The sequence below is a fragment of the Sphingobium subterraneum genome (genome assembly GCF_014199435.1).
Lineage (GTDB): Bacteria > Pseudomonadota > Alphaproteobacteria > Sphingomonadales > Sphingomonadaceae > Sphingobium > Sphingobium subterraneum.
Map to the genome: position 1 here is coordinate 880,695 of NZ_JACIJP010000001.1, position 12,451 is coordinate 893,145.

Consider the following 12,451-nt stretch of genomic DNA (forward strand, 5'->3'; position numbering starts at 1 on the left):
TAGAGGGCTAAAGGGAGTGGCGCGAGTCTCAAAATGCCTGGTGAAGGCGATCCAGCAATCCGCGCGCCGCTCCAGCGGGCGCGTTATCGTCGTCCTGGCCTGACCCCGAACCGCTGGTCTGGAGGCGAAGCACCCGCGCGTACAGGTCCTGGCTGCCCGTAACGAGCGCGCGCGCATGGGCGGGCAAGTCGGCCAACACAGCCGGATCGGTCGCCGCCGCCTCCCCCAACCGGTATTTGGGATCCGCCAGCGCTTCCCGGGTGATTTCGCCGCGTTGCCAGGCCCGCTGTGTCAGCAGCCAGGCGATGATGTGCATCAGCCGTGTCGTGACCTTCAGCGACTCGCATGTGAAGGACAGGCGCGCCATGACATCCCCACCCTGCTGCAGGGTATCGCTCTTCCGATCGAAGTAGGCGCGCGCTTCATCCGCCATGACCATCGCTTCGACATACAGGCTGTCGACCAGCCGGTGATGCAGGGTAACGGGAAGGGACTCGGCGGAATGCATATGTCCCGATTGCCATAATGGCGCGGCGTTGTCAGCCCGAGTCGGTTGTGCATTAAGCACGTATATCTGACCTGTCCCAAATCGGGCCGAAGTCCAGCCTGAATCAAGCGATTATGTCAGGGATCAGGGAATCTTCGAGCATCGCCATCTCGTCACGGAGCAACAGCTTCCGCTTCTTCAGCCGTGCAAGCTGCAACTGGTCCAGCGGCCTGCTCTCCGCAAAGGCCGAAATAGCGCTGTCCAGGTCGCGATGTTCCTGTCGCAGAAGTTCCAGACGGCGCATCACATCTTCGGGGTTCATGGCATGTCTCTAACCGAGCGGGCTTTCCGGGTCCACCACTGTTCCAATGTGTCATCACGCCGGTAAAAAGTGCGTAAAAAAATGGGACATTGCAACACTCTGTTTACCGCAACAGAGCATCATCTTTCACGGATCGCCGCAGCCTGCCCATCAGCCGCCGCAGATCCCGAAATGAGGGCGAGACAAGCCACGCGAATCATGTTTTACTCCTTCGTCCCGACACACCCAACACCGGAGAATGTCATGGAAAACAGCCACATTTCTGCCCTGCGTGCGAAACATGATGCGTTGAAGGCCACCATCAGATCGGAACTGAGTCGGCCCCTGCCTGACATGAACCTTCTCGCACTGCTCAAGAAGCAGAAATTACGGCTGAAAGAGGAAATGCACGGCCTTGTCTAATCACCGTACGGTGAGAGCCCGAACCGGGACGTGACGAGGATAATGATCCGCGTCAGTTCCGGTAGGGCGACCGCAAATATTGTTTCGTAATCGGCTTTTCGGCCACGCCAACTGTCTTGCGGGCAAGTTGCGGATTGATCTTTTCATCAAATGCCACGCCGATCCTCGCACCGTCGCAGCGTCTAACGGTCCCGGTCACTTGACCGATACCGCGCAAGTTCAGCGAGACCGGTGCGCCGATGGGCAGTTTTGATCGACATTCCATCATCAGGCCTGTCGCGGACAGGTTGCGCACGCGCGCAGGGCCATGGTCGCGCCCGTCCGACGAGTGCAGCGTCGTCATTAGCAACAAGCTGTCCCGCGGTGCCTTTCTGGAACTCAGCGGGTTGCCTTTATCATCGTATAAATCAGCCATGGCGCGACCCATAATTCGGTTGTTGTGGGAGACCGATTAGTCCGATTTGGTAGATATTCAGTTAAAAATCATTTCCGGCAAAATTGTTATTTTTCAACTTATTATGCCTACACGTGACATATCAGTCGTCGCGTGAGATTTTTTCCTGCCGCTCGTGGCGCTCCTGCGCTTCCAGCGTCATCGTCGCGATCGGCCGGGCGTCGAGACGGCCCAGTGAAATCGGCTCGCCCGTCACTTCGCAATAGCCATATTCGCCTTCGTCGATGCGGCGCAGCGCGGCGTCGATCTTCGCGATCAGCTTGCGCTGCCGATCCCGGGTACGCAGCTCGATCGACCAGTCGGTCTCGCTCGACGCACGATCGTTCATATCCGGCTCGCGTAACGGCTCGGCCTGCAACACCGCCAGCGTGCCTTCCGCTTCAGCCAGAATTTCCTTTTTCCAGTCGACCAAGCGCCGACGGAAATATTCCAGTTGCATGGGGTTCATGAATTCTTCGTCGGCCGAGGGCCGGTACCCTTCCGGCAAATTCGCGATACCGACATTTCGATCGGCATTTTCGCCTGACATATTCGCCATTCCGCTCTCCAATCGAGGGCTGTACCGGTGCGGCCGGCCAACCGCAAAACTGAAAGCGCCTATAGCCACGGCCGGGATCGCACACAAGCGCCGTCGCGGTTCATCCGACGTGAAAATGACGCGGCCTTTTTCTGTCGGTATCGGGGCTCGGCATCACCGGGCATAGCATTGCGCGTAAACCAAGCTGACGCGGCCTGTTTCAGAGCGGGACATTAACCATGCCCGGCAATAATTTTTTGAAGAATTTCCCGCTCGGGGACATCGGATCAGGGTTAATTACATTGCGGTTAAGAGTTTATTTTGCGTTTTTGGCGATAGCAAATTGCCGGTCTTTTCGTGCCGGCGCTCACAACTGCGAAGAGTGAAGCATATGTCGGTTCGGATGGCTGTGGCGAAATTATGCGCTTGCGCGTGCGGTGGGGCAGTCGTGGGAGGTGGTGCCGTTCATATGGCGTCCCAGCCGCGCGCGGCCGTCGTCAAGAACGTGAAGAAGGGCTCGGTCGCTGCCGCTCCCCGGCACGCAAAGACCGTTCACAAGGTCAAGCGCCGCGTCGTGACGACCACGACAAGCTGCGCACCGACCAAGATCACCACCTATACCCAGCCCGCACCCATTCCGATGCCGATGCCGCAAATGGCGGAGATGTCGGGCGGCGGCGGTGGCGGCATGCCGGTTGTCATTGGCGGCGGTGGCGGCGGCTTTGTGGGCGGCGGCGGATTCTTCGGTGGCTTCTTCGGCGGCAGCGGCGGATCGGGCGGCGGCAGCATTGTCGTGTCCTCTACGTCCAGCGGCGGCTCCACGTCCACCAGCGGCGGATCGAGCAGCACGTCTTCGGGCGGCTCGGGCGGGTCGTCCTCGTCCACATCGACGGGCGGCGTCTCGACATCGACCGGCGGTGTCAGCTCGACCAGCTCCACGGGCGGCGTTTCGTCCACGTCTTCAACAGGCGGATCATCGACCAGCTCGACCAGCGGCGGCGTATCGACGTCCACGGGTGGCGTATCGACGTCGACCGGAGGTGTCAGCACATCGACCGGCGGTGTCTCCACCTCCACCGGCGGAGTCAGCACCTCATCCGGCAACGTCTCCACCTCCTCGGGCAATGTCTCGACGTCGTCCGGCAACGTCAGCTCGTCGAGCTTCGGCGGATCGACCAGCACTTCGTCGTCAACCAGTTCTTCGACATCCTCCTCGACCTCGTCGAGCACCAGTTCCTCGACCAGCTCATCCACATCGAGCGGTGGCAGCAGCGGCGGTACGGACGTTCCCGCTCCCCCGATGGTACTGCTGTTCGGCGCGGCGGCCGCGGCGCTCGTCGCCCGTCACCGCTTCGCGAAGAAGGCACAGGCCGAGGCCTAATTCCATAGCAGGATGCGCAGGGCGCGGGTCTTGCGATCCGCGCCCTTTTGCTTGCGCGGAAAAGGCGGGCGCTGCATAGGCGAAACGCTATGCACGACATCAAAGCCATCCGGGAAAACCCCGCCGCCTTCGACGCCGCCCTTGCCCGCCGGGGGCTGGAGCCGCAGAGCCCGTACATCCTTGCGTTCGACGAACAGCGCCGCGCCGCGATGACTGCGGTGCAAGCCGGACAGGCGCGCCGCAAGGAACTGTCGGCCGCCTTCGGGCAGGCCAAAGCCAAGGGGCTGGACCCGGCGGCCGAGGTTGTTGCCGAGCTCGAAGCGCTCAAGGCCCAACTCCCCCAGGGTGAAGCCGACGAGCAGCAGGCCGGGCAGGCGCTCGACGCCCTCCTCGCCGCCATCCCCAATCTCCCTGCCGACGATGTGCCAGAAGGCCCGGATGAAAGCGCCAATGTTGAAGTTTCGCGTTGGGGAACACCCGCAACGTTCGCTTTCGCACCACAGGATCATGCCGATTTCGGCCCCGTCCTGGGTATGGATTTCGAGGCGGCGGCCGCGATGTCCGGCGCGCGCTTTACCGCCCTGCGCGGGGGCATGGCCCGCCTCCACCGCGCGCTGGCCCAGTTCATGCTCGACACGCAGACGAGCCAGAACGGCTATGAGGAAGTAAACCCGCCGCTCCTCGTGCGCGATGCCACCCTCTACGGCACGGGGCAGCTCCCCAAATTTGCCGAGGACTTGTTCCACACGACAGATGGCCGCTGGCTCATCCCCACCGCCGAGGTGTCCCTCACCAACCTCGTGCGCGAACAGATCCTGGCCGAGACCGACATCCTGCAGCCCCTGCGCTTCACCGCGCTCACCCCCTGCTTCCGCTCCGAGGCCGGGTCGGCGGGGCGCGACACGCGCGGGTTCATCCGGCAGCACCAGTTCGAAAAGGTCGAGCTGGTCGCGATCTGCCGTCCGGAGGATTCCGAGGCCGAGCACCAGAACATGGTCCGCGCGGCGCAGGGCATATTGGAAGCATTGGGCCTGCCCTATCGTACGATGCTGCTGTGCACGGGCGACATGGGCTTTGGTGCGCGCAAAACCTATGACCTCGAAGTCTGGCTGCCCAGCCAGAACACCTATCGCGAGATCAGCTCCATTTCCAACTGCGGGGATTTTCAGGCGCGGCGGATGAACACCCGTTATCGCCCCATCGCCAAGGGCGGCGGCAACCAGTTCGTCCATACGCTGAACGGCTCCGGCCTCGCAGTCGGCCGCACGCTGGTCGCTGTGCTGGAAAATTACCAGCAGGCGGACGGAAGCGTCATCATCCCCGAAATTCTGCACCGCTACACCGGCGGCCTCACCCGGTTGGACCCCAAATAATGCGCATCCTGCTGACCAACGACGATGGCGTCCACGCACCCGGCCTCAAGGTACTGGAGGCGATCGCCCGCACCCTGTCCGACGACATCTGGATCGTCGCGCCATCGGAGGAACAATCGGGCGCGGGCCACAGCCTCACCCTTACCCGCCCCTTGCGCATCCGCAAACATGGCGAAAAGCATTACAGCGTGACCGGCACGCCGACCGACGCGGTGATGATGGCGGTCGGCCATCTAATGAAGGACTGCAAGCCCGATCTCGTCCTCTCCGGCGTCAATCGTGGCGCCAATCTGGCCGAGGACGTTACCTACTCCGGCACGGTATCCGCCGCCATGGAAGGGGCGATCTCGGGCATCCGCTCGATCGCATTGAGCCAGGTCTATTCGAAGGAAGGCATGGGCGACACCGTGCCCTTCGCCTGCGCCGAGGCCTGGGGCGAGAAGGTGCTGCGCCCGCTCATCGCCCAGCCCGCCAACGCGCGGATGCTGATCAACGTCAATTTCCCGGCGATCGACCCCGCCGCCGTCAAGGGCATTCGCGTGGTGCGACAGGGCTTTCATGACGTCGACCGCACCCAGATCATCGAGAGCACCGACCCGCGCGGCTACCGCTATTACTGGTTCGGTCTCGGCTCCAGCGGTGCCGCTCCCGAGGGAACCGATCTGGAGGCGATCCGCGACGGATATATCACCGTCACGCCTTTGCATTACGACCTGACGCATGATGCGTCGCTCGCCGGTCTGGCGGACGCCTTCGTTTAGCGCTACGCATCGCGGCAGGGGGAAGCGAAAAGGATGCGGGCCACTGTTCTAGTCACCACCGTCCTGCTCACTGCCTGCATTCCAGGCGGCCAGCAGCACCGGCCCGTTGCGCAGATCCCCGCCGATCCCGAAGCCCTTCGCGATCCGCCTGAACCGGCTATGCCGCCTGCGCAGCCCAAGGCTGCGGCACCGGTGCCCGGGGGCGTGATTCCCAACGCGGTCACCGTCCGCGCACAGGTCTATGTCGTCCAACCCGGCGATACGCTGCGTGGTGTGGGCAACCGCACTGGAGCGGGATCGGAAATCATCGCCAAGGCCAATCATCTGGCACCGCCGTTCGTCATCAAACCGGGGCAAAAGCTCGTCATTCCCGGCGGGCGCTATCATCTGGTCGAGGATGGGCAGACTGGCCTTGCCATTGCGCAGGCTTATGGTGTGCCGTGGAAAACGATCACGGCGCTCAACGCCATGTCGGAGCCGTTCGTCCTGCGCAAGGGCCAGCGCCTGCTCCTTCCGTCCCTTTCGACTGCATCGCCGTCACTCACACTCGAACAGCGCGCCGCCGCCTTCCGGCTCGACATTGATGACGCGCTCAGCGGGTCGAGCGAGGCGGCGGCCGACCCCGCCGACCGTCCCGCTCCACCGCCGCCCCGCTCGAAGCCCGCCTCCCCGGCCTTTTCGGGCAGCTTCGGCTGGCCGCTCAACGGGCGCATCATCCTGCCCTTCGGTCCGGCTAAGAACGGTGTGCGGAACAACGGCATCGACATTGCCGCCCCATCGGGCACGCCGGTTCGTGCGGCGGCCACGGGCACCGTGACCTTCGCGAGCACCTCGGTCAGCGTGTTCGGTGGCCTTGTGCTCATCGATCATGGGGCGGGCTGGATCAGCGCCTATGGCTATGTGCGCGATCTCAATGTCGGCGTCGGGGACAAGGTCGCGCGCGGGACATCCATCGCCCTCACCGGGGACAGCGGCACCGGCAGCCAGCCGCGTCTCCATTTCGAGATCCGCAAGGACCGGAAGCCGATCAATCCCGTCGCGCGCATGTCCAAGCGCTGATCGCGTGACATTGCGCGCATAAGTCCCTATCTGCGCGCGCATGGCAACGTCTTTTCCTCCCGCGCCCAAAGTCGGCATGGTGTCGCTCGGCTGTCCCAAGGCTCTGGTCGACAGCGAGCGCATCCTCACGAAGCTGCGCTCGGACGGCTATCAGATGTCGGCGGACTATGCGGGTGCGGATGTCGTGCTCGTCAACACCTGCGGCTTTCTCGACAGCGCGAAGGAAGAGAGTCTCGAAGCAATCGGCGAAGCCATGGCGGAAAACGGCCGTGTGATCGTTACCGGCTGCATGGGGAATGAAGCGGACGTCATCCGCGCCCGCTTCCCCGATGTGCTGGCTGTTACCGGCGCCCACCAATATGAGGATGTCGTCAACGCGGTGCATGATGCCGCGCCGCCCGTCCCCAACGCCTTTGTCGATCTGGTGCCGGAAGGCGGGCTGAAGCTCACACCCCGTCACTACAGCTATCTGAAGATTTCCGAGGGCTGCAACCACCGTTGCGCCTTCTGCATCATCCCTTCGCTGCGCGGCGACCTTGCCTCACGCCGGATCGATGCTGTGCTGCGCGAGGCGGAAAAGCTCGTCTCGGCGGGCACGCGCGAACTGTTGGTGATCAGCCAGGATACCTCGGCCTATGGCGTCGATGTCCGGCATGAGGAGCGGATGTGGAAAGGCCACCCCGTTCGCACGCATATGACGGACCTTGCCGCCGCACTGGGAGATCTGGGCAGCGCTGCCGATCCGGTCTGGGTGCGCCTGCACTATGTCTATCCTTATCCTCATGTCGATCAGGTCATCCCCTTGATGGCGCAGGGCAAGTTGACGCCCTATCTCGACATCCCATTTCAGCACGCTTCTCCCAATGTTCTGAAAGCGATGAAGCGCCCGGCGAACGAAGCCAAGGTTCTCGAGCGCATCCGCAACTGGCGCTCCATCTGTCCGGACATCGCGATCCGCTCGTCCTTCGTCGTCGGCTTCCCCGGCGAGACCGAAGCGGATTTCCAGTATCTGCTCGACTGGCTCGATGAAGCGCAGCTCGACCGCGTCGGAGCGTTCCGGTTTGAGCCGGTGGAGGGCGCCGCGGCCAATGCCCTGCCCGATCCGGTGCCGGAAGCGGTCAAGGAAGAGCGCTACGCCCGGATCATGGAAAAGACCGCCGCGATCTCCGCCGCCAAGCTCCAGGCGAAGATCGGACGCGTGCTGCCCGTCATCATCGATGAAGTCGGCGAACCGGACGAAGACGGCAGCGTTGGCGCCACCGCCCGCAGTCAGGCCGACGCGCCGGAAATCGATGGCAATGTCTTCCTGCGCGATGTGCAGGTCGCGCATCCTGCACTCAAGGCCGGAGACATCATCCCTGTCGCGATCGAGGATGCCGACGAACACGACCTTTATGGCGTCCCGTCCACGAGCGCCTAGCGCCTAGACCCGGAACGCGTCCCGCCACTTCGGTCGTACAGCCACGAGCATCGCCCGGCTGAACGGCAGGTCCATCTGGTAGATCCCCTCCGCATAGGGTCCGGCCTCATAAGGGCCGATATACACCCGCAGCCGGTCAAGTGGTGCGCCCGCTTCGGAGGAAATTGGCAGCACCAGCTGTGCGGCCATATCCGGGCATCCGTTGAAGGGATCGTCGGGCGTAGCGCCGCTTTGCGGATCGCCGCCGCGCTTCTTGGCCCGCTCCCCGTCCAGCGCCTTGCAGAATGCATTGCGGGTGATCGCCGCCATCTTTTTCACATCCATCAGCGCGCCGATCGCCAGCCGCTTTTCCGTCTGGCGATCCCACAAGATGGCCGTGGAAATCGGCATGCCATGCGCGCCGCCGGTGTAAACATAGTCTTCGCTCTGCATTATGAGCAGGCGCGGCGTGTCCGCAACGACCGCCCATTTTTCCTCGTAACTGTGCTGGCGATAGGGAAAGCCGTCTTTCTCCGCACTCTTGCGATCGTCCTTTGCCGCGCGCAGAGCATCCGCCTTGAGCGTGTCGGCATTGCCGCGCAGCCAGCTGTCGAGCTTCGGAATGGCCGCCGCTTCCCCCGGCCAGGCATATGTGAAGTCGAGCGTGCCATCATCGGACGCCAGCGCGACCGGACTGACGGTTGCAGCCGCGGGCGTTGAAGGCGCGCTGCCGTTTACCGGCGTAGCGGCATCGACCGCAACAACGGCCGGCGCTTGCCGGTTCTCGGCCCCGTCTTGCTTTCGGCATCCTGGCAAGGCCAGCAGCAGCACCGCCCATTTCATCCAACTCTGCATTGCCTGTCCTTCGTCCTTGCCCGCTTGTTCCTTCATGCCGCCCGCCCTACACAGGCGGAATGACCGATTATTCCCTTTTGCTCAAGGCCGACACCGGCCAGCCCGCCCGCGATATTCACCTGGTCGATCCCAAGACCTATGAAGACTGGCTGAAAGTGCAACCGGAGCGCCACCGGACCGCGCTGGCCGCCCGCAATTTCAAGGCGAAAGGTCATGAACATGCGATCCTGCCGGGCGAGGCGGCCGATGACTGGTCGGTCGTCACATCCGTCGCGGATGTCGGGAACCTGTCGAGCTGGTGCCTTGCCAAGCTTGCTCAGGTGCTCCCAGCTGGAATCTATCGCGTCGCGGACCGGGACATTGGCGCGGCCGCCCATGGCTGGATGACCGGGCAATATCGCTTCGACCGCTACCGCGCACCCAAGGACGAGCCCATGGGTCCGCGCGTGCTCCTGACCCGCAATGTCGCACGGATCGACGAAGCGGTGCGCGTTGCCCAGGCGGTCGCGCTCGTCCGCGACATGGTGAATACACCGACGGCCAACATGGGACCGCCGGATATCGAGGCGATGGCCACAACCATCGCCAAGGCGCAGGACGCCGCGCTTACTGTCACGCGCGGAGACGATCTGGAACGCGGCTACCCGATGATCCACGCCGTGGGTCGCGCAGCGGACCGCGCCTTCGCGCCCCGTTTGATCGAGATCATATGGGGTAACCCCGCCCACCCCCGCGTCGCCATTATCGGCAAGGGAGTCTGCTTCGACAGCGGCGGGCTGGACATCAAGCCGTCCTCCGCCATGCGCCTGATGAAGAAGGACATGGGCGGCGCGGCCCACGCGCTGGCTCTCGCCCGGCTCGTCATGGAAAGCCGCCTGCCAGTGCGCCTCCATCTTCTAATACCCGCCGTCGAAAACGCGATCAGCGGCAACGCCTTTCGCCCCGGCGATGTCCTTACCAGCCGCAAGGGCCTGTTCGTGGAAATCGGTAACACCGACGCCGAAGGTCGGCTCGTCCTTGCCGATGCGCTTACCAAAGCGATGGAAGACAAGCCGGAACTTGTCATCGATTTCGCGACCCTCACCGGCGCTGCGCGCGTGGCTCTGGGGCCCGAGCTGCCCGCCCTGTTCGCCAATGACGATGCGTTGGCTGATGCGCTGCTGCGCGCGGGAACCGAGCAGGACGACCCGGCATGGCGGCTGCCGCTCTGGTCTGGCTATGGCGACATGCTGAAATCCGACATCGCCGACCTTTCCAACTCGGGAGAAGGCGGCTTTGCCGGAGCGATCACCGCTGCCTTGTTTCTTCAGAGGTTCGTCGACGAGGGTACGCCCTGGGCGCATTTCGACACCTTCGCCTGGCGACCCGCCGCCAAGCCCGGCCGTCCCAAGGGCGGAGACGCGCTCGGCTTGCGCGCGGCCTATGGCCTGTTACGCGAGCGCTATGCCCCGGCATGATACGGGGCGAAAGGCAATCATTTCTTGACCGGCATACTCCTTTCATCGCAGGAGCCTCGCGATGAAGAACGAAAAAAATCTCGCCGCCGGAGCGTCGCCCGCGCGGGTCCAGTTTCACCTCTCGGGACGCTCGGTCAAGCTTGACGGGCGCATCCATGCCGTGCGCGGCGACCTTGCGGATTTCAGCCTCGCAGGCGTGCTTTTCGCACCGCATTACGCCAAGGCGCAGACCATGCACTGCTGCGTGGCAGGCGCATTTCTGCGCAGTTCGGGCCATCCGGACGCTGTAGCGGTTACACAACTGCTGTCGGGCGAGGCCTTTCACCTCCTCGACGTGACAGGCGCATGGGCCTGGGGCTTTTGCGGACATGACGGTTATGTCGGTTATGTCGAACGCGACGCGCTCGACACAGGCGCGCTTGCGGCGACGCACCGCGTTATCGCACCGTCCGCGCCGCTCTTCACGGACCCCGACATCAAGACGCCAGTCCGGGATATACTGCCCGCCGGTTCGCTCCTCGCCGGATCGGTAGAAGGCGCCTTCCTGATGACCGACGAAGGCGCGGCGCACCTGCGCCATCTGGCGCCAACCACCGAAACCGCGAACGACTGGGTCGCCGTCGCGCAGGATTATATCGGCCAGCCTTATGTCTGGGGTGGACGCGGCCATGGCGGCATCGACTGCTCGGGTCTGGTTCAGGTTGCGCTTGGCCGATGCGGCATCGCAGCGCCGCGCGACAGCGATCTCCAGCGCGAGAGCATCGGCGCGCCGCTCGCGGATGACTCCCCGCTGCAGCGCGGCGATTTCGTTTTCTTTCCCGGGCATGTCGGCATTATGACCGATGGAGAGAACCTGCTGCACGCCAATGCGTTCTGGATGCGCACGATGATCGAACCCCTAGCGGACGTCATCGCACGCCTCGCGCCCGACCACGAACAGCCGGTCCTCGCCCGGCGACGGATTACCCTATGACCACACAGGTTTTTATCGACGGAGCTGTCGGCACCACCGGCCTCGAAATTCGCGATCGGCTCGACGGACGGAGCGAGTTCGCGCTCATCACCCTCGACGAAGCGCACCGCAAGGATCCCTCCGCACGGCGCGATGCGCTCAACGCCGCCGATGTTGTCATCCTCTGCCTGCCCGACGATGCCGCTCGGGAGGCCGTGGCGCTGATCGACAACGACCGTACGAAGGTGATCGACGCGTCCACCGCGCACCGCACGGCGCCGGGCTGGACCTATGGTTTTCCCGAAGTCGTCGGCCGTGATGCGGTCGCTGCATCCTCGCGCGTCAGCAACCCGGGGTGCTATTCGACCGGCTTCATCGCGCTCGTCGCGCCGCTTGTGAGGGCAGGCCTGATCCCGGCGGACTGGCCGCTGTCAGCCAATGCCGTCTCGGGGTATTCCGGCGGTGGCAAAGCGATGATCGCCGAGTTTGAGGATGGCCCCGCCCCGACCGCGTGGCGGACCTACGCGCTCACCCTCGCGCACAAGCATGTGCCGGAGATGCAGGTGCATTGCGGCCTCGTCCACGCGCCTATTTTCGCACCGTCCGTTGCCAATCTCAACCGGGGCATGATTGTCGATGTCCCGCTGCCGCTGGCGGTGATCCCCGGCAAACCGTCGCCACAGGCGATCCATGATGCGCTGGCGCAAGCCTATGCGGGTTCGCGGATCGTCAAGGTGATACCGAACGGCGACGAGACACTGCTCACGATAGAGCAGGTATCCGGCACGGACCGGATCGAGCTTTACGTCTTTGCCAGGTCGGACGGATCGCAGGCACGGCTCGTGGCCGCGTTCGACAACCTTGGCAAGGGCGCGTCGGGCGCGGCGGTGCAGAACCTCAACATCCTCGCCGGACTGGACGAAGCGGCCGGGCTCAACCTCTAGGGCCGATCGACATTCAGCTCTGACGGCCTGCAAATCGCGATTTTCCGTGCTTCCGGTGCTCACGTACTTGAGTACGCTGCGCTCCGGG

The 12,451-nt window shown here is 63.7% G+C and carries 14 protein-coding genes; 8 read left to right on the top strand and 6 right to left on the bottom strand.

Translation table 11 applies throughout. The features are described 5' to 3' along the window. Positions 1-28: 28 nt before the first annotated feature. Together FHS92_RS04290 and FHS92_RS04295 are read right to left on the bottom strand one after the other, a co-directional pair. Positions 29-508 carry a DUF1465 family protein gene (locus tag FHS92_RS04290; protein WP_184077779.1) on the bottom strand — a complete coding sequence of 160 codons (480 nt, stop codon included), beginning with the start codon at positions 506-508 and terminating at the stop codon, positions 29-31. Between the two features lie 103 nt (positions 509-611). Continuing rightward, entirely contained in the window at positions 612-809 is a 198-nt protein-coding gene (locus FHS92_RS04295; protein WP_184077781.1) for a YdcH family protein, read from the bottom strand. 243 nt (positions 810-1,052) lie between these two features. Between FHS92_RS04295 and FHS92_RS04300 the strand changes: the two genes are divergently transcribed. Beyond that, the gene (locus FHS92_RS04300) at positions 1,053-1,211 is read left to right on the top strand and encodes a DUF465 domain-containing protein (RefSeq protein WP_184078775.1); all 159 of its coding nucleotides are present in this window, start codon (positions 1,053-1,055) and stop codon (positions 1,209-1,211) included. A gap of 52 nt (positions 1,212-1,263) precedes the next feature. Here FHS92_RS04300 and FHS92_RS04305 read toward each other — a convergent pair whose 3' ends face one another. From FHS92_RS04305 to FHS92_RS04315, 3 genes are all read right to left on the bottom strand, one after another. After that, positions 1,264-1,638, bottom strand: a complete 375-nt coding sequence (locus FHS92_RS04305; RefSeq protein WP_246351755.1) for a PilZ domain-containing protein — start codon at positions 1,636-1,638, stop codon at positions 1,264-1,266. 109 nt (positions 1,639-1,747) lie between these two features. Then, positions 1,748-2,194 carry an RNA polymerase-binding protein DksA gene (dksA, locus tag FHS92_RS04310; protein ID WP_246351830.1) on the bottom strand — a complete coding sequence of 149 codons (447 nt, stop codon included), beginning with the start codon at positions 2,192-2,194 and terminating at the stop codon, positions 1,748-1,750. Between the two features lie 603 nt (positions 2,195-2,797). After that, positions 2,798-3,436: a hypothetical protein gene (locus FHS92_RS04315; protein ID WP_343056649.1), complete on the bottom strand. Its 639-nt coding sequence runs from the start codon at positions 3,434-3,436 to the stop codon at positions 2,798-2,800. Between the two features lie 216 nt (positions 3,437-3,652). Here FHS92_RS04315 and serS point away from each other — a divergent pair, with 216 nt between their 5' ends. Genes serS through rimO form a run of 4 tightly spaced genes read left to right on the top strand, consistent with a single transcriptional unit; the run spans position 3,653 to position 8,176 of the window. Beyond that, on the top strand, positions 3,653-4,936 hold the full coding sequence (gene serS, locus FHS92_RS04320; protein WP_184077783.1) for a serine--tRNA ligase: 1,284 nt from the start codon (positions 3,653-3,655) through the stop codon (positions 4,934-4,936). Continuing rightward, the gene (surE, locus tag FHS92_RS04325; RefSeq protein WP_184077785.1) at positions 4,936-5,697 is read left to right on the top strand and encodes a 5'/3'-nucleotidase SurE; all 762 of its coding nucleotides are present in this window, start codon (positions 4,936-4,938) and stop codon (positions 5,695-5,697) included. The genes serS and surE overlap by 1 nt, the downstream gene beginning before the upstream one ends. 33 nt (positions 5,698-5,730) lie before the next feature. After that, entirely contained in the window at positions 5,731-6,756 is a 1,026-nt protein-coding gene (locus FHS92_RS04330; protein WP_184077787.1) for a M23 family metallopeptidase, read from the top strand. 40 nt (positions 6,757-6,796) lie between these two features. Beyond that, positions 6,797-8,176: a 30S ribosomal protein S12 methylthiotransferase RimO gene (gene rimO / locus FHS92_RS04335; RefSeq protein WP_184077789.1), complete on the top strand. Its 1,380-nt coding sequence runs from the start codon at positions 6,797-6,799 to the stop codon at positions 8,174-8,176. 3 nt (positions 8,177-8,179) lie between these two features. Here rimO and FHS92_RS04340 read toward each other — a convergent pair whose 3' ends face one another. Then, entirely contained in the window at positions 8,180-9,046 is an 867-nt protein-coding gene (locus FHS92_RS04340) for a DUF4163 domain-containing protein (RefSeq protein WP_184077791.1), read from the bottom strand. Between the two features lie 23 nt (positions 9,047-9,069). Between FHS92_RS04340 and FHS92_RS04345 the strand changes: the two genes are divergently transcribed. The 3 genes from FHS92_RS04345 (at position 9,070) to argC (ending at position 12,363) form a co-directional block, all read left to right on the top strand. Continuing rightward, positions 9,070-10,467, top strand: coding sequence for a leucyl aminopeptidase family protein (locus tag FHS92_RS04345; RefSeq protein WP_184077793.1), 1,398 nt, complete (start codon positions 9,070-9,072; stop codon positions 10,465-10,467). A 61-nt stretch (positions 10,468-10,528) separates the two neighbouring features. Beyond that, positions 10,529-11,440: a C40 family peptidase gene (locus FHS92_RS04350; protein ID WP_184077795.1), complete on the top strand. Its 912-nt coding sequence runs from the start codon at positions 10,529-10,531 to the stop codon at positions 11,438-11,440. Continuing rightward, positions 11,437-12,363 carry an N-acetyl-gamma-glutamyl-phosphate reductase gene (argC, locus tag FHS92_RS04355; protein WP_184077797.1) on the top strand — a complete coding sequence of 309 codons (927 nt, stop codon included), beginning with the start codon at positions 11,437-11,439 and terminating at the stop codon, positions 12,361-12,363. Before FHS92_RS04350 ends, argC begins: the two co-directional genes overlap by 4 nt. The last annotated feature ends 88 nt before the right edge of the window (positions 12,364-12,451 follow it).